The sequence below is a fragment of the Nitratireductor alexandrii genome (assembly GCF_004000215.1).
Lineage (GTDB): Bacteria > Pseudomonadota > Alphaproteobacteria > Rhizobiales > Rhizobiaceae > Mangrovimarina > Mangrovimarina alexandrii.
This window is the reverse complement of record NZ_RBVY01000008.1, coordinates 87,813-104,863: the sequence shown is the minus strand read 5'-3', so window position 1 is coordinate 104,863 and position 17,051 is coordinate 87,813. Positions and strand designations below refer to the sequence as shown.

General features: G+C 67.6%; 13 protein-coding genes. 4 read left to right on the top strand and 9 right to left on the bottom strand.

The window, feature by feature from the left end:
- Nucleotides 1–71 precede the first annotated feature (71 nt).
- Together EP380_RS17685 and EP380_RS17680 are read left to right on the top strand one after the other, a co-directional pair.
- The gene (locus EP380_RS17685) at nt 72–1,604 is read left to right on the top strand and encodes a YifB family Mg chelatase-like AAA ATPase (RefSeq protein WP_106570473.1); all 1,533 of its coding nucleotides are present in this window, start codon (nt 72–74) and stop codon (nt 1,602–1,604) included.
- A 435-nt stretch (nt 1,605–2,039) separates the two neighbouring features.
- Complete coding sequence (locus tag EP380_RS17680) at nt 2,040–3,116, top strand: D-alanine--D-alanine ligase family protein (RefSeq protein ID WP_127599716.1); 1,077 nt, start codon at nt 2,040–2,042, stop codon at nt 3,114–3,116.
- Between the two features lie 181 nt (nt 3,117–3,297).
- Here EP380_RS17680 and EP380_RS23620 read toward each other — a convergent pair whose 3' ends face one another.
- From EP380_RS23620 to EP380_RS17650, 7 genes are all read right to left on the bottom strand, one after another.
- On the bottom strand, nt 3,298–3,444 hold the full coding sequence (locus EP380_RS23620; protein WP_164749906.1) for a hypothetical protein: 147 nt from the start codon (nt 3,442–3,444) through the stop codon (nt 3,298–3,300).
- Entirely contained in the window at nt 3,441–3,773 is a 333-nt protein-coding gene (locus EP380_RS17675; protein WP_127599713.1) for a DUF411 domain-containing protein, read from the bottom strand. Before EP380_RS17675 ends, EP380_RS23620 begins: the two co-directional genes overlap by 4 nt.
- A complete protein-coding gene (locus tag EP380_RS17670) occupies nt 3,773–5,248 on the bottom strand; it encodes a multicopper oxidase family protein (protein ID WP_127599711.1) in 1,476 nt (491 codons plus the stop codon). The genes EP380_RS17675 and EP380_RS17670 overlap by 1 nt, the downstream gene beginning before the upstream one ends.
- Before the next feature lie 141 nt (nt 5,249–5,389).
- Nucleotides 5,390–5,686: a hypothetical protein gene (locus EP380_RS17665; RefSeq protein ID WP_106570469.1), complete on the bottom strand. Its 297-nt coding sequence runs from the start codon at nt 5,684–5,686 to the stop codon at nt 5,390–5,392.
- A gap of 78 nt (nt 5,687–5,764) precedes the next feature.
- The gene (gene pmtA / locus EP380_RS17660) at nt 5,765–6,373 is read right to left on the bottom strand and encodes a phospholipid N-methyltransferase PmtA (RefSeq protein WP_106570468.1); all 609 of its coding nucleotides are present in this window, start codon (nt 6,371–6,373) and stop codon (nt 5,765–5,767) included.
- 114 nt (nt 6,374–6,487) lie between these two features.
- A complete protein-coding gene (gene dnaJ, locus EP380_RS17655) occupies nt 6,488–7,624 on the bottom strand; it encodes a molecular chaperone DnaJ (protein ID WP_106570467.1) in 1,137 nt (378 codons plus the stop codon).
- Between the two features lie 229 nt (nt 7,625–7,853).
- Nucleotides 7,854–8,882, bottom strand: coding sequence for a S1 family serine peptidase (locus EP380_RS17650; RefSeq protein WP_127599709.1), 1,029 nt, complete (start codon nt 8,880–8,882; stop codon nt 7,854–7,856).
- A gap of 264 nt (nt 8,883–9,146) precedes the next feature.
- Here EP380_RS17650 and EP380_RS17645 point away from each other — a divergent pair, with 264 nt between their 5' ends.
- A complete protein-coding gene (locus EP380_RS17645) occupies nt 9,147–10,229 on the top strand; it encodes a trypsin-like serine peptidase (RefSeq protein WP_106570465.1) in 1,083 nt (360 codons plus the stop codon).
- A 159-nt stretch (nt 10,230–10,388) separates the two neighbouring features.
- Complete coding sequence (locus tag EP380_RS17640) at nt 10,389–12,200, top strand: MORN repeat-containing protein (RefSeq protein ID WP_127599707.1); 1,812 nt, start codon at nt 10,389–10,391, stop codon at nt 12,198–12,200.
- On the opposite strand, the gene amrB is transcribed toward EP380_RS17640, so the two are convergent.
- Nucleotides 12,167–13,951 carry an AmmeMemoRadiSam system protein B gene (gene amrB, locus EP380_RS23615; protein WP_164749905.1) on the bottom strand — a complete coding sequence of 595 codons (1,785 nt, stop codon included), beginning with the start codon at nt 13,949–13,951 and terminating at the stop codon, nt 12,167–12,169. The genes EP380_RS17640 and amrB overlap by 34 nt on opposite strands.
- Nucleotides 13,948–17,025: a caspase family protein gene (locus EP380_RS17620; protein WP_127599705.1), complete on the bottom strand. Its 3,078-nt coding sequence runs from the start codon at nt 17,023–17,025 to the stop codon at nt 13,948–13,950. Before EP380_RS17620 ends, amrB begins: the two co-directional genes overlap by 4 nt.
- Nucleotides 17,026–17,051 lie beyond the last annotated feature (26 nt).

The window sequence follows — 17,051 nt, the reverse complement described above, 5'->3', positions numbered from 1 at the left end:
ATTCGACCCGAGGGCGCGTGCGGGCGAACGCACCGGTTGCACGGCGCTCCCGTGGTCGGGGAGAAGCGGAGATGGTAGCGCGGGTCAGCACCGTCGCCTTCCAGGGCATCGAGGCGGTTCCGGTCGACGTTCAGGTGATGATCGCGCCGGGCAAGATCAACATGCAGATCGTCGGCCTGCCCGACAAGGCGGTGGCCGAGAGCCGGGAGCGGGTGCAGGCCGCGCTTCATGCCTCCGGCCTGTCGATGCCGCCCAAGCGGGTGACGGTCAATCTGGCGCCCGCCGACCTGCCGAAGGAGGGCAGCCATTACGACCTGCCGATCGCGCTCGGGCTGATGGCCGCCCTCGGCGCGGTGCCGGCCGACGCGCTGGAAGGGTTCGTCGTGCTCGGCGAATTGTCGCTCGATGGCACGATCACCCACGTGCACGGGGCGTTGCCGGCCGCGATCGGCGCCAACGGCCTCGGCAAGGGGCTGATCTGCCCCCACGCCGCCGGCGCGGAAGCCGCGTGGGCCGACGGCGAGATGGAGATCCTGGCGCCGCGCAGCCTGATCGCGATCGCCAATCATTTCCGCGGGACGCAGGTCCTGTCCCGCCCGGTCGCCGAAATCCGCTCCGCCTGCGGGACGCTGCCGGACCTCGCCGACATCAAGGGCCAGGAGACGGCAAAACGCGCGCTCGAGGTCGCCGCGGCCGGCGGCCATCATCTTTTGATGTGCGGTCCGCCCGGTGCCGGCAAGTCGATGCTGGCGCAGCGCCTGCCCTCGATCCTGCCGCCGCTGGCGCCGCGCGAATTGCTGGAGGTTTCGATGATCCAGTCGATCGCCGGCGAACTGGCCGAGGGGCGGCTGTCGGATCGCCGGCCGTTCCGGGCGCCGCACCATTCCGCCTCGATGGCGGCGATGGTCGGCGGCGGCCTGCGGGTGCGCCCGGGCGAGGTGTCGCTAGCGCATAATGGCGTGCTTTTCCTGGACGAACTGCCCGAATTCACCCCGGCCGTGCTGGACTCGCTGCGCCAGCCGATCGAATCGGGCGAGGCGGTGATCGCGCGCGCCAACAGCCATGTCTGCTATCCCGCGCGGGCCCAACTCGTGGCGGCGATGAATCCGTGCCGGTGCGGGCGCGCCGGCGAGCCGGGCTATCGCTGCGCACGCGGGCCGCGCTGCCGCAGCGACTACCAGGCCCGGATTTCCGGCCCGCTCCTCGACCGGATCGATCTGCGGATCGAGGTGCCGGCGGTGTCGCCGCAAGAGCTTTTCCACATTCGCGACGGCGAGGCGAGCCAGGCCGTGGCCGCCCGTGTCGCGGCCGCGCGCGCGATCCAGCGCGACCGGTTCGCCCGCCTCGGCGCGAAGGATGTCGCCACCAACGCCCTGTGCTCGACCCGGCTTGTGGAGGAGATCGCGCGGCCGGACGAGGCCGGTGCGGCGCTGTTGCGCGACGCGAGCGAAAAGCTCGGCTTTTCGGCGCGCGCCTATCACCGCGTCTTAAAGGTCGCGCGCACCCTGGCCGACCTCGACGGCAAGGACGCGGTCGGCCGCATCCATCTGGCGGAGGCGATCTCGTATCGGATGGGGAGCGAGGGCCTGGCCCAGGCGGCCTAGAGCCGCTCTGCTTTTCACGGATTGGCAGACCGGCTCCACCTTGTTGTCTTGACGCGTTTGCGAACGGCGAACCGGCTTCCACTTCGCCTGGAAACGCGTTGGGTCGCCGCCCTTTCCGCCACGGACGCGCGGCCGCCTTTTCTCCCTCGGACTGGCCGAAGCCCTCGGGCGAGCGGCGGGGAAGCGCTTTATGCGCGCGGCCGCCGTGGACGACCGAAATCGGGTCAGACGCGCGGCATCCCGGCCCGCCCACGCGAGGCACCCCCGGCACCGGCCACCGCGACCCGCGGCGATCCGGATTCGACCCGCGCGTGCACGAAACCGTCCCGCGGGCTGCAAACGTCCTTGCCGAAAAGGTCTTTCGGCCGGGCGGCGGCCGCGCTATCGCAGTCGGGTCGCCAAGCCGGTCAACACAGGTCATTCCCGGAGCGTTTCATGGCCCCCTTCGCAAACAGACTGCGTCTCGCCGTTTTGTTCGGCGGCCGTTCCGCCGAGCACGAGGTGTCGGTGCTTTCGGCGACCAATGTGATGCGCGCGCTGGCGCCGGCCCGCTACGAGGCGGTGCCGATCTTCATCACCCGCGCGGGGCGGTGGCTGCTCAGCAGCTACGAGAACGGGGCGCTGGCGCGGCCCTCGCGCGGCACGCAGATTTGCCCGGTGCCGGGCGGGGAAGGAGAGATGCTGGCGATCCCGGCCGAGGGCGCGCCCTTCGCCCTGCCCAAGATCGACATGATTTTTCCGGTGCTGCACGGGCTTCATGGCGAGGACGGCGCGGTGCAGGGGCTCGCGGCGGTGGCGCGGGTGCCGCTCGCCGGCTGCGATATTCTGGGCTCCGCGGTGGCACTCGACAAGGACATCGCCAAGCGCCTGCTCGCCGAGGCCGGGCTGCCGACGGCACGGTCGATCACGATCACGGCCAATGACGTCCCGTCATTCGACGCCCTCAGGCGCGCCGTCGGGCTTCCGTTCTTCGTCAAGCCGGCACGCCAAGGATCCTCGGTCGGGGTGAGCAAGGTGGCGAGCGAGGGAGACTACCAGGCCGCGCTCGCCGAGGGCTTCGACAACGACCGCAAGCTGCTTGCCGAAGAGTTCATCGACGGCCGCGAGATCGAGTGCAGCGTGCTGGAGGACGAAGACGGCAGCCTGTTCGTCTCGCGGCCCGGCGAGATCGCGACGGCGCAAAGTCACGGTTTCTACAGCTACGAGGCCAAATATGTCGACGAAGACGGCGCGACGCTGACCGTGCCGGCGACACTGCCGGAGGCGGTCGAAGGGGAGCTGCGCGCGATGGCGGCCAGGGCCTTCCGCGCCGTCGGCTGCGACGGCATGGCACGGGTGGATTTTTTCCTGACCGCAGACGAGCGCTTGTTGGTCAACGAACTCAACACGATTCCGGGCTTCACCGACATCAGCATGTATTCCAAGGCGATGGCGGCGAGCGGCGTGAGCTATCCCGAGATACTGGACCGGCTGGTGGCGCACGGGCTGGCGCGGGCCGGCCGCGCGACGTAGGCGTTCGAAACGCCGCATGAACCGGGGCGCCGGATAATCCAAACCCGGCACCGGCCCCATGGCCTCGATGCCCAAACAGCATGGCGTTCCGGAAGCGGGATCGAGCGCCCGACCTTCACGACATGCCGGCGGCTGACCGCCCGACCTGCGGGCCGACGCGGCGCGCCGGCCCGCAGCCCCGTCATTTACCGCTGGTGGAAAAAAGATATTTCACCAGCGCGGCGGCTCCCAGCACGAGCACCACGATGACCAGAAGCCACACCAGGCCCATGCCCCACATCGCCATTCCGCCCATGCCGTCCCACATATAGTCCCGACCGTTCATCATCGTTTCACTCCTTTGCCATTGCGATTGTCGACGCTTCGCCGGCACCGCCCATGCCCGGAAGAACCCCGCGGCATGCCGGGCAGGGTCAAGGCCTGGATGTCGGGACGTTCGCCGAGCAGTCGTCCGACCACCCCGGCCGGCACATGGCCGCTGACTGCATAGGTTCCGGTCGTCGACAGATTGTAGGGTTGACCGTTGCCGGCAAGACCGATCTCACGGGTCGCTTCCGCGGTCACCGTGAGGCCGCCACGCCGATAATCACGGCGGTCGCCGCCAAGGCGTGGATCGATCTGCGCATTCTTGCGTCTCCTTTCGGCTGGATCCGGCATCAGGCGACGCGAATGACGCCCATCATTCCCGACATCTGGTGTTCGAGAATGTGGCAATGGAACATCCAGTCGCCGGGGTTGTCGGCCACCAGGGCGATCTCCACCGTCTCGCGCGGCGCCATCAGCACCGTGTCCTGCCATTCCCGATAGGGCGTGGGGTCGCCGTTGCGGGAGACGACGCGGAAGGAATGTCCGTGCAGGTGGATAGGATGGGGCCAGGCGGTAGCGTTGGTCATCGCCAGGACATGGCTGCGGCCGCGCTTTAGCGTCAGCATCGGCTCGAGCACGGGCCCCTTTGCCGCCATGCCGTTGATCAGCCAGATGCCGTCGCCATGCATCATGCCCATCATCGAGCGCATCCGCCCCATCATGCCACCGCCGGACGCATCGCGCCCCAGACTGCCGGCCATCTCGTCCATCACCATGCGGCCCATCATGCCGCCGGTGAAGAGCACCTGATGACGGGTGGCGGCGCCGATATCGGGCTCGGCGAGCGGATTGGCGGCGAGCTCGAGCGGCCAATCGGGCGGGGCGTCGCGCAACGGCTCGGCACCGTAGGCGAGTTCGACCAGGCCGTATTCCAACCCCTCATAGAAGCGGTCGACGACCATGGCGCGGCTGTCGACCCGGCCGGTGCAGTCGAGCACGAGGTCGGCGCGCATGGCCGGGCCGAGCACGACGCGTCCGCCCGCGGGCCGATGCGGCGTCACCGGCTGGCCGTCCAGCGCGACGACGAGCGGCGCGTGGTCGGCGAAATCGAGCGCGAAAATCCTGGCGTTGGCGGCATTGATCAGCCGCAGCCTGATGCGCTCGCCCCTGCGGACCGCGAAACCGGTTGCCACGCGGCCGTTGATGGTGACGACGTTGCCGATCCGCCCGGCATGCATCATGTCGTGCCGGCCGCCGAAATCGCCGGCAATCGCCGCGTCCTCGCCAAGGCGCCAGTCGTCGAGAACCCAGGTGACGTCGCGGTCGACGCGCAGCGGTTCGGCCTCTTCGACGATCAAGGGACCGTAGAGACCCCGCCCCACCTGTTCGAAACTGCGCTGATGGGGATGGTACCAGAAGGTTCCGGCATCGACGGCGTCGAACTCATAGCGGAAGGTTTCGCCCGGCGCGATCGGCGGCTGGGTCAGATGGGGAACGCCGTCCATGGCGTTGGGCGTGCGCACGCCATGCCAATGGACCGTGGTTTCCTCATCGAGGCCGTTTTCGACCGCAATGCGCAGGCGCTCACCCTGCCGCACGCGGATTTCCGGACCGGGAACGGCATCGTTATAGCTCCATACCGGCGTTCGACCACGGGGGGCGGGCAGCAGCGCCGATCGGCCCGGGGCGGCGCGCAAGGCAAGGTCGCGAACGACCGGCGCCCCGGCCAGGCCGTGCCGGACCGGCAGGAGCGTCGCCGCGGCGGTTCCCGCCACGCCGGCGAGCAGGTTTCGACGCGTCAGCGTCGGCGGAAGGAAGATGGACATGGTTGTCATCCCGAAACGTGAATGAGATCGCGGACATGGCGGCGAAACGGCCGCCAATGCGCCTCGGCCACCGGCGGCACAACGCCGTGAACGGTCGCGTCGGCGGGGTCGGACCAGGTCCGGCCCGTCAGATCGGGATATTTATTGCGGGGGCTGTTGTTCGGGTGGACCAGAACGGCCGGCGATCGCCCGCGCGCGCGGCAAAGCAGGCTCGACGGTCGGGCCATCCCAGAGCGCGGCCCGCAGCGCGGGAAGGGCCGTCAGCGGCTGGCCGCAGGCCTGATCGCAATCCATGGCGGCGCCCTCCACGTCGACGCAGCAATCGGCCGCCATGTCGTCGATACCGGCCATCGACATGCCGACGGACATGCCGGTCGTCGCGGCCGCATTCGCGACACTGCCCGCCACGAAGGCGGCGAGCAGGAGAAGGGCGAGCATGCGCAGGAAGCTTGGCATCGCGACAACGCTAAACCGGTCGGCGGAAACTGTCTACGGCTCGATTGCCGCAGGCCCGCCTCATGCCTTCAACGGACGCCGGTAGAGCCACAATTGCGCCGGCGGCAGGTTGCGAACGATGAAATCCAGATGCTTCACCGTGTAGTTGCCGCGGCGCGGCGGCACCGGCGACAGCGGACCATAGGTGATTTGCACCATCGGCCGGCCCTCGGGAACCCTGTCCAGCACCTGCTCGACAAAGTCTATGCGCTGTTGGACAGGGAAATTCAAAAGAGGAACGCCGGAGACGACCGCGTCGAACATCATTCCCGGATAGGGCGACAGCACGGTGTCGAGATCGAAGGCGTCACCATGCAGGATGTTGACGGCGGGAAAGCGCGTGCGCAGATGCTCGACGAAATCGGCAGCGTATTCGACCGAGAACAGATCCTGCGGCTTGACGCCGTGATCGATGATCGCCTTGGTGATGACGCCGGTACCGGCGCCGAGTTCGAGAACCGGCAGCCCGGAACCGAGATCGATCACGGACGCCATCTTGCGCGCGGTGACGGAACTGGTGGGGACCACCGATCCCACGGCCTTCGGCTTGTCGATCCAGCCCTTGAAAAAGCGGATTTCCTCGTCGAACCGTTCCGTCAGCGCCCTGCGCTTGTCTGTGCCGCGCATCATCTCTCCAATTCCCGGGCACATCGGCCGCGCCCCAGCCATCACTAGACTACAATAAACCGAGACCGTAGTCGAAACCGTGCCTCAAATTCGGGCGAAGGACCGCCTGGCTGACGCCTAATCGCTGAAGGATTCGAAGAAATCCTTCATGCGCGCAAAAAAGCCGCTCGACTGCGGACTGTTGTCCTTGGAGGAAAGTTTTTCGAACTCCTCCAGCAGCTCGCGCTGTTTCTTGTTCAGGTTCTGCGGTGTCTCCACCGAGACCTGGATGATGAGATCGCCCATGGCGGGCTGACGCAGCACCGGCATGCCCTTGCCGCGCAGGCGGAAGCGGCGGCCGTTCTGGGTGCCTTCGGTGACCTTGACCCGGGCCTGCGACCCGTCGAGCGTGGTGACCTCGAAAGCCCCGCCGAGCGCGGCCGTCGTCATCGAGATCGGCACGCTGCAATAGAGGTTTTCGCCGTCGCGCTGGAAAAATTCGTGCGGCGTCACCGACAGGAAAATATAGAGATCGCCGGACGGGCCGCCACGCAGGCCGGCCTCGCCCTCTCCGGCAAGCCGGATGCGGGTTCCGTCCTCGATGCCGGCGGGGATGTTGACCGACAGCGAGCGCTCTTCCACCACGCGGCCCTGGCCCGAGCATTTCTTGCAGGGATCGGCGATGGTCTGGCCGCGGCCCTGGCAGGTCGGGCAGGTGCGTTCGATGGAAAAGAAGCCCTGCGCGGCACGCACCCGGCCCGATCCCGAGCACATGGTGCAGGTGACGGGCTGGGTTCCGGGCTCGGCGCCGGTGCCCGAACAGTCGTCGCAGGCCACCGAGGACGGCACGTGGATCTGGGCCGTCTTGCCGCCGAAGGCCTCCTCGAGCGAGATTTCCATATTGTAGCGCAGATCGGCGCCGCGATCGCGGCCGCCGGACGAACGCCGCTGACGTCCGCCCATCATCTCGCCGAAAATGTCCTCGAAAATATCCGAGAAGCCGCCGCCGCCGCCAAAGCCGCCGAAACCGGGCCCGCCGCCGGCGCCGCCATTTTCGAAGGCGGCATGGCCGAAACGGTCGTAGGCGGCGCGCTTTTGCGGATCCTTCAGGACCTCATAGGCCTCGTTGATCTCCTTGAAGCGCCGCTCGGCCTCGCTGTCGTCCGGATTGCGGTCGGGATGGCACTGCATGGCCAGCTTGCGAAAGGCCGCCTTGAGGTCCTTTTCGTTGGCCTCCTTGCTCACTCCGAGGGTCTCGTAAAAATCGGCCTTCATTTCGTCCCGCAATTGATCCTGCTGACAAACGTCGTGCGATGCTGCTGGTGTGACGGCATGCCCCCCGATTTAGGGAGGCCCGGCCGGCAGCGCCATAGCATGTCTGGCCTTGCATGCAAATTTTTCGCCGGTTCCGCGCCGTGCGGGCGCAGCAATGCGCCGGCGCCGGACAGGCAAAACCCCCGAACCGGCGGCCCGGGGGGGTCGTGACAAGACCGCCGGACGGCTCCTACTGCGCGCCCGTCTTCTGTGCCACCCAATCGCGGAACTCCGACAGGCGGGTGTAGACGCCATAGGCGTTTTCGTGACCGCAGGCGATGTTGGAGCTCAGCGGGCCTTCGCCCCAGCTCACGATGCCGACCTGGACCGGACCGTCATCGCCGGTGGTGAAAAGCGGGCCGCCGCTGTCGCCGTTGCAGGCGTCGCGGGCGCCGCTCGGCACACCGGCGCAGATCATGTTGCCGGTCAGCGGATCGGCCATGGTTTCGGCGATCAGCGAGGTCGCCCGCTCGATGCCGTCCTGGGAAATGCGCATGCGCCGACCGTAATCGCTCAAGACGAGCCTCAGGTCGCGCGCGTAGATGTCCTTGATGCCGGCATTGCAGGCATCGTTGGAAAACAACTCGACGTCGGCCTGCATCAGCGTATCGGGAAAGCCGCCATTTTCCATCTTGCCCCAGCCGATCACCCGCGCCGCGCCGGTTTCCAGATCCTCGCGCGTCATGCGGATCGGCGCCTGGGTCGCCGGCCGCGCCAAGCGGATCAAGCCGACATCATTGTCGAAGGCCTGTGGGTCGTAATTTTCATGGGCGATGATCTCGGCCACCTCGATGCGCTCGCCCTCAGCCAGATCGGTCGCGCCGACCAGAGCGGTGACGCTGTCGGGTTTGACGAGCTCGCCGAACTGGAACAGGCAGTGCGCCGCGGTCAAAACCCACTCAGGCGCGATCAGGCTGCCGCCGCAGAACTGGGCGTCGAGCTGGGTCAACGGGTCGGGGTCGAGCAGGCCGCTGCTCAGCAACGCGACCTGGAACGGATAGGCGTCCTTTTCGGCTGCGGTGCCGCCGATCACCCGCGAATCCTCGCCGCTTTCGCGCTGGGCCTTGCGCAGTTCCGGCACCCGGCCGAGCGGCGAGGTTTCGGCTTTCGCGCCCGCCCGCGCGCCGTCCTGTGCCAAAGCCGGCCCCGCCGACGACAATGCGGCCAGGCTCAGCACCGTGGCCGCTGCGAAAGCGAAAAATCCCTTGTCGCGCTTCATGGTTATCTCCCGAGACGATCCGGCGCGCGGCCGGCAAATTTCTTCCAAGCCCGACCACTTTTAATGCGCGGGCCGGGCCAAACAAAAGCGATTTCTTGGCCCGATCGGGGAAATATTGCGGCGACACGAACTCGCGCCATCGCCGCCCGGCGGATACGGAACGCCCGAGACCGGCAGCCTGCCGAGCGCGGCGCGCCGACCACGATATAGACATTTTTTGTCTGTTGTGTTCGATTTCTCATTGGGCTTGGGAGCTTACTCAACATGACAAAGAACCTTATCGCAATTCTTGCCGGAACCTTCCTGGTGTCGGCGGGTCTACCGGCCACCGCCTTTGCCGACAGCGTCTCCGGCGGCCAGGGCAGCGGCGAATCCGCCCGCGGCGCGCTGGACGAGATGCCGGATCTTTCCAGCCGCAGCATCGTCGACCTGAAACCGCCGCGCATCAAGACGGACGAGGCCAGCCGCGACTTCTCCATGCCGACGGAGGAGGAGCTGCAAAAGGCGTTCTCGACGCGCTCGCGCTCCGGCGACGGCAAGGTCACCCCGCCGAGTGAGGAGCTGAAGGAGATCATTCGCGGTCTCGTCAACGGCGACGGCGCGGATGCGGGCGACGCCCGCGAACCGGCGGACGATCCCGTGCTCGACGAAGCGTCGCGCCAGGTGATCGGCGAAGACGACCGCGTGCAGATCACCGAGACGAAGAAATATCCGTTCAACGTGATCGGCCAGATCTGGTCGCAGACCAAGGACGGCGACTGGGGCATCTGCACCGGCACGCTGATCGGCAAGCGGGCCGTCTTGACGGCCGCGCACTGCCTGTACAACCACGATGCCGGCGGCTGGCTCGCCAGATACGAGTTCTTTCCCGGCCTGAACGGCCAGAACGATGCGCCCTACGGGCGCTACAGCTTCGTCGACGCCTATATCCTGGAAGGCTACATCACCAATTATCAGGGCGTGTACGGCTCGGTCGTGCCGTGGGATCTGGGCATTCTGATCCTCGACAAACCGGCCGGCGAGGAAATCGGCTGGCTCGGCTACGCCACCTACGATCCGCCCTATCCGTTCACCGCCAACATTATCGGCTATCCGGGCGACAAGCCGCAAAGCACGATGTGGCAGGCCAGCTGCGACGTCGATCCGGGTACGGCGACACAGAACAATTTCTCCTATCTGTGCGATACCTATCCGGGCTCGAGCGGTAGTGCTGTCTACCACTATGACGGCAAGACGCAGGAGCGCTACATCGTCGGCGTCAACATTGCCGAGACCGAAAAGGAAAACATCGCCCTGAGGCTGAACGGCCCCTATTTCAACTGGGTGCGCAGCATCGCCCAGGAATAGCGCTTCTGCGCAAGGCGTCCTTCCAAGGCGGCGGCCGCACCAGAGCGGCCGCCGTTTTCTTTCGCCCGCCGCCGGGCCGCTCGACGCACAAGCCGGTTGCCTCCGATATCCGCAGCGGTCTTTAATAGGCCGCGACACGGCGTATCGGGGGAGCGTTTCATGATCCGTTTGCGGATGGCGGGGCTTGCCGCCTTTGTGGCCGTCCTGTGCACCGCCCCGCCGGCGGTGGCCGGGGCGCAGCAGGGGCGCTGGAGCGAGCGGGCACAGGTCTTTTTCGACACCGACGCCGGCACGGTGTTTCGGCGAACCGTCCGGGCCTGGGATGTCCATCCGCAAAAGAATCTCGATTTTCTCTGGCACCCCGCCGCCGGCACCGATGTCGCCCTGGGCGAGGACGGCGCCATAAACGGGCGCGGCAAGCTCGTGTGGCGGGTGCGCGGCGCAGCCAGCTACGATCCCGCGGCGGTGTTTGCCACCTATCAGGGCATGATGGCCGGGGGCCGGCCGCACGGCCGGGGACGGCTGGTCTATCGCAGCGGCGAACGTTTCGAAGGCGACTGGTCGAACGGCGCGCTCGACGGGCACGGCATGCATGTCGACGAACGGGGCAACCGCTACGAGGGCGAATTCCGCTCCGGCGTGCGCAACGGCCGCGGGCGTCTGCTTCTGGTGAACGGCGAAATCTACCAGGGGCCGTTCGTCGACGGCAAGCGCCATGGCGAGGGCCGCACCACCCTGCCCGGCGGCACCAGCTATACGTCACGCTGGCAACACGGTCGCGAAATCGGCGAGCGCCCGGACATGGTCGCCGACGCGGGAGCCGGCGGCCTGATCAAGGTGCAGACCGGCCAGGACGCGGCGGCGCGCACCGAGTTCGCGATCACGGTCGACGAACGCATGAACCAGCGCTCCGAGGCACGTTATGTCCACCTGATGCGCGACGACGATATCGCCATCTATCCCGAAGCGCAGGACATGAACGACGCCTGGAACGGGACCGGCGAAATCTCCGAGTTCGGCCATTCGTTTACCGTCGTCGACTGGGACGATGCGCCGGTCTTCGTGGAGGCCGAACTGGCCACCACCGACAAGTCGCGCGTGCGCGTCGACACGATCGCGCTGGAGGTGGCCGACAGCCTCGCCTATCGCAAGCCGATGCTGACGATCCAGAGCCATCGCGGCTGCGTCGGCTTCCGGCCGAGCTTCTCCTTCGTCAACCATGGCTGGGGCCGGGCCGAAAACGCCACGATCTCGGTGCGCTTCACCGAACAAAAAAGCTACGCGGAAAACCCGCCGCCGCAAAAGACGACGCGGGAATTCACCGGCGCGATCGCCGATTTCGACGAAGGGGTGGACGTATCGCTGCGCGCCATGCTGGCCGAGGCCGGGGTCGACGTGGAGGCACTGGAAACCAAGCGCTTTTCCTGCCCATCGATCGACAGCCTGGCCGTGTGCAAAAGCCAGGTGTTCAATGCGGTCGATTTCGGCGAGCTGACCGACGTGGTGTGGGGCGACCGGTTCCTGTCGACGCGGGCCGTCGGGACCGTCAGCTACGACTGGTCGGACGATCGCGGCAATCGGCAGCGGGCCGAAGAGGCGTTTTCGGCGGACGTGTCGCTGGCCGTCATCGAGATGGAGGAAAGCACGGCCGAATGCGGCGACGGCTTCGGCGGCTCGCCCGAAGCCTTGCGTTATATCGACGTCGAGCTGCCCGTCGAACGGCAGAACTACGCCATCGACATTCCCATGCGCGGCAACCGCAATCTGCGCAGCTACACCGCGCGGCTAAAAATGTCGGCCGCGATGTCGTCGCTGCACCAGTTCCGCGCCGTGGCGCGTTTTGCCGACGGCAGCGTGCGGCGCAGCAAGCCGGTGTCGCTGTTTTATTTCCGGCCGCGCCTCGTCGATTACATGCCGACGGTGCAAACGCCGGCCTGCTACCTGTCGGACGACGATCTGCCGTCCTGCTGAGCCCGGGCCTGCGTGCGCGCAAGCTCGAACAGGTTTGGCAACGGCATCAGCCGGGCAAAGACCGTGCCCTGGTCGAAGACGGTGAGTTCGACGAGCGCACCGGATGCCTTGTCCGCACCCTGGTCGAACAGGAAATTGCCGAGCGAATAAAGCTGCAGCGTGTCGCCGCCGGCCAGCGCCTGCATGGCAGGGCTGGCGACGTGCGAATGGCCTCCGAACAGGCCGGCGACCCCGCGCCGCGACAGCTCTTCGGCGAGATAACGCTCCCGCGCGCCGGGATCGGTCGCATATTCGCGGCCCCAATGAACCAGCGCGATCAACGGCCGCTCGGCCGGCCGGCCCGACAGCCGGGCGAGCATGTCGGGCGTGATCAGGTCGTTGCGGTAGGAGCCGTTGACGTCGAGATCGGTCAACGCCACCAGCTCGACGCCTTCGATCGCGGTCAATTCACCCTGGCCGAGGGCGACGATGCCGGCGGCTTCGAGCGCGCCTCTCGTTTCGGCAAGCCCGGTCTCGCCCAGATCGAGCGCGTGATTGTTGGCCAGGCTTACCGCCGCGACGTTCAGGCGCTTCAGCCAGGCAAGCGTCAGATCCTGCGGCATGGCGAGCGTCATGTGGCCAAGCCCCTCCGGCAGGTTGGGCAGGACGACGCCCTCCAGATTGACGACCAGCGGCCGACCCTCGGTACGCTGCAGGATTTCCGTCTCCAGGCGCGCGCTCGCACGCTCGTCAAGCAGCGCCTTCATCATCGCGCGGCCGAAACTGGTATCGCCGCCGAGATAAAGATGCCGCGCGCCGCGCCGGGCGGGGGCGGGTTCGTCCATCGGCATGGGGCCGAACAGCACCACCATGTAACTGGTGGTCTCGTGCGTCGGCAGCGGATCGTATTGCTGCGAGTTTTCGTTGGCCGCGACCAGCGTCACCGCGCCGTAGACCTCGCGCTGCAATTTGAGCTGGACATAAAGCGCGCCGAGCGAATCGACATGTTCCGGCTGGCGCAGCCGCGCGATCTGGTCGAACGTGCCGGCGGCGAGCAGCGCGAGCGTCTGCTGATCGTGGGCGCGCGCGGCATGGTGCGGCAGATAATGCGAAAAATCGGTCGACTGGACGATCAGCGTGTCGGCGTCGGCGAGCGGACCGAGGGCGGCGGCGAGACGCTCCCAGTCCTGGCGGCGGCTTGCGATCGAGACCGCGACCGGCACCACGCGCACACCGGGCAGGAAACGGCTGAGGAAGGGCAGGATCGCCTGCAGGCCATGGTCGCGGCCAAACAGGCACGAGCGCGCGTCGATCACCTCGCCGCCCCGCGCAAGCAGACCGGCAACCGCCTCGCCGTCGACGGAGAGCCGGCCGAAAACCGTGTCGAAATCGCGCCGGGTGGTCGCAAACATCGTGTCGGTTTGCCGGAAATGGTCGGGGAAGAGCACGACCACGCGCTTGTAGCGCTGGCCCGACGCCGCCTTGATGCCCTCGGCAATCAAATGGCCGGCCAGGAGATGGTGCGGAACCGTGACGCCGCTCAGCCGGCGAGGGGAGACGGGCGCGTTTTCGGCATCGGCAAGCGCGCGCCGGAAGAGGTCGTCGCGCTGGTAGAGCGAGGCGAAGGCCGGGCCGTCGCCGCCGCAATCTTCGCCTGCGGCATAGGCTGCCGGCGACAGCAGCGCGGCGAGCAGGACGGCAAGCAAGGTCAGGACGCCGCGCAAAAGCGCCGTCGCGCGCCCCACGGCGAGCCGGCGAACGGCGGCACTCACGGCTTGGCCACGACGAAATTGTCGATCTTGGCGATATAATATTCCGGCACCTGGCGGGCATTGGTGAGCCGGCGTACTTCCCGGTCGATATAGTCGGCCAGCGCCAGAAGCCGCACGCCCTCGCCGGTCGGGTCGGCGCCGCCCTTCAGGCCGGCGAGCAGCGAATGGGTGAAGACGCCATGGCCGAGTTCGGGCAGCTCGGCGGCGGTGTTGTTGGCCGCGGTCGCCGAAAACACGATGATGCGCGCGTCCTCGGCGTCCTTTTCCAGACGCGGGTTGAACGCATTGGCCGCGTGGCAGGTGTCGAGCAGCATGAAACGGCGCCCCTTGGCCCGCTCGACGCCGCGCTGGATCGTCTCCCAGTCGACCAGCGAGCTGCGGCGCCAGCGGTCGTCGCGCTTGCGGCCGTCGGTGGGGATGAAATAATAATCCTCGTCGATATTGATGCCGTGACCGGCCACGAACACGATGGTGGTGTCCTGCGGCCCGGCCTGATCGAGAAAATCCTCGATCTCGTCGAGAATGGTGTCGCTTTCCGGCTCCAGCACCCTGGTGCCGGCGGGCAAGGCCGAAAGGGCGGCGTCGAGCTCCGGGCTTTCCTCCAACACCGACCGGTTGACGAAGATCTGTGCCTTCATGCGCTCGTAAAGCGGGGCGGCCTTTTGCGCGACCAGGCGCGCGAACTGGACCGCATCGTCGACCGGATAGGCAAGGTCGCAGGCGCGCCCGCCGCAGGCCGTCGGCAGCAGCGGATAGGACTCGACCCCGATCGCCAGCAGGTAGAGCGTGCCGGCGCGCTCCCGTCCTCGCGCCTTGCGGCCGACCGCCTTGACCGAACGTTCGGTCAAATAGCCGTATTCGTTGACGCCCGAGATGACGATCTCGTTGTCGCCGTCCTCGACGGGAACCTCCACGACGATGGCGTCGCCGCCGCCCGCCGCCGAGCGGGTGGCGAAGGACGCGACCCGGCGCGCATTCGACAGGATCGCGAAATCGGCAACGCTGGTGCCGGCCCGCTCGGCGCCGCTGATTTCGATCGACACGAAACCCTCGCGCGCCTCGTCCTGGTTGTCGACCAGGCGGACCTGGAATTCCGGCGGCTTGCGCGCAAGCAGCCGGTCGAGCTCGGCGTCGGTGCCGCGCAGTTCCCTGACGGCGGCGGCCGAATCGGCAAGCACGATAGCGCGGCGCACGATTTCGGGACTGAACAGATATTGCTTGAGCTGGCGCGCCCTGACGAAGCGGGCCTCGCTGTCGGGACCCTGGTTGACGTGCCAGCCGACCAGGGCGTCGCCGCCCGGCGAGGAATAATAATAACCCTGCGGCACCCAGATGATCCATTCCGCCTCGGCGAAGAACATGCTGGCGATCAGCGTACGGGTCTTCAGGTTCCACAGGCGCACGGTCTGGTCGGCGCTGCCAGTCAGGAGAAGTTGGGCCTCGGCCGCCTCGGCGATGGCATGGATCTCGCCGGTATGGCCGTCCAGAAACTCGCCGCGATACCGGCCGGTCTGAAGCGCGTAGTCGATCAGCGTGCCGTCCGTGCCGCCGGTGACGAGCCCGGTTCCGTCGGCAAGCAACGAGAAGGCGGCATGGGCGAAACCGGTGGTGGCGTCGTTTTCGATCCCGTGCAGCGCCGCGCCGGCGCGCTCGATGTCGAGCACGGCGTTTGCAAGCCCGGCGTCGCCGCCGGCACTGGCGGAAAGCCGCCAGGCGCCGGCCTCGTGCACGGCGCGGGCAAACCGCGACAACGCCGCGCCGGCCGGCGCCGGCCGCTCGAAGAACCGCTCCCCGGTCGGCAAGAGGAGCCGGTCGGTCAGGTCGCCCTGCAGTTCGGGACAGGCGGTGCGATCGGGACAGGGGTTGGCGTTGCCCCAGGCGATCTCGCCGCCGTCGCCGGTGATGCCGACCGCGGTGACCGGGCGGCCGACACCCAGGAGCCGCGCCCTGGCCTCCCCGCCTTGCGGGTCCCAGACGTGGATTTCGTGGCGCGACCCGCCCGCGGTGGCGACCAGGCCGAGGGTCTTTGAGGCGGCGCTGGCATAGACGGTGCCGTCATGGCCGCGATAGTCGAACAGCGTCCGGCCGTCGGCGCGCGCGATCACCTGCTGGCCGTTGCGGCCGGCGCAACGATACCCGCAGGACGCGACCAGCCGGGCGCCGTCGGGCGAAAAGGCAAGCGCGGCGACCAGATAGTCGCGCCGCGGCAGGGCGCGCTCCAGACCGCCATCGGCCGCGCGCCATAGATGCAGGTCGCCCGCATCGCTGCCGGTGGCGAAGCTGTCGCCATCGGGGGAGACGGCAAGCGCGCGCAGCGGCACGTCGCGCAGTGCCTCGGCCTGCGTCGACGCAAGCGCGATCTCGGAGAGATCGCCCATGTCCCACAGCCGGATGCCGTTGTCGGCCGTCGCCGCGACCAGCCGCGCGCCGCCCATGGCGAAGGCGATTTTTTCGATGCGGAAGGAATCGGCGTCGAGACGTGTTTCCGGCAGCCAGTCGCCCGCCTCACCAGCCTTCCACAGATAGACGAACCCGTCCTGCCCGCCGGCGGCCAGACGTTTGCCGTCCGGGGAAAAATCGAGATCGTAGACGACATAGTCGTGGCCGGACAGAACCGCCGTCAGCGCGCCGCTGCGCAGGTCGAACAGGCGCACATCGCCGAAAGGCGGCTCGGCGCCGGTGCCATCGCCATACCAGCCCGCCACCGCCAGCGAGCCGCCGTCGGGCGAGATCGCCAGGGCGAAGTTCTTGCCGTCCTGCCCCGCGCCGATTCGACCGCGAATGGTGCGCACGGTCACGCCGGCGCGCCAGTCCCACACCCGCACGGTCTTGTCGTCGGACGCGCTGACCAGCAATTCGCCGTCGGGCGTAAACGCCAGATCCTTGACGAAGGCGCGATGACCGCCAGTGTCGAGATCGAGGAAGAATTCCGGCCGCTCCTGGGCCAGAAGCGGCGCGGCGGCCAGAAGCATGACCGCCAGGCCGAGCACGAGCACGGCCGGCAACGCCGCGCCCGGCCCGACGGCCGCGCGGGCCGAAAGGCGAAAAGCGACCCTTGCGGCCGCGTGCGCCATTGCGTTGTCACCCGCGTCCCTCACCG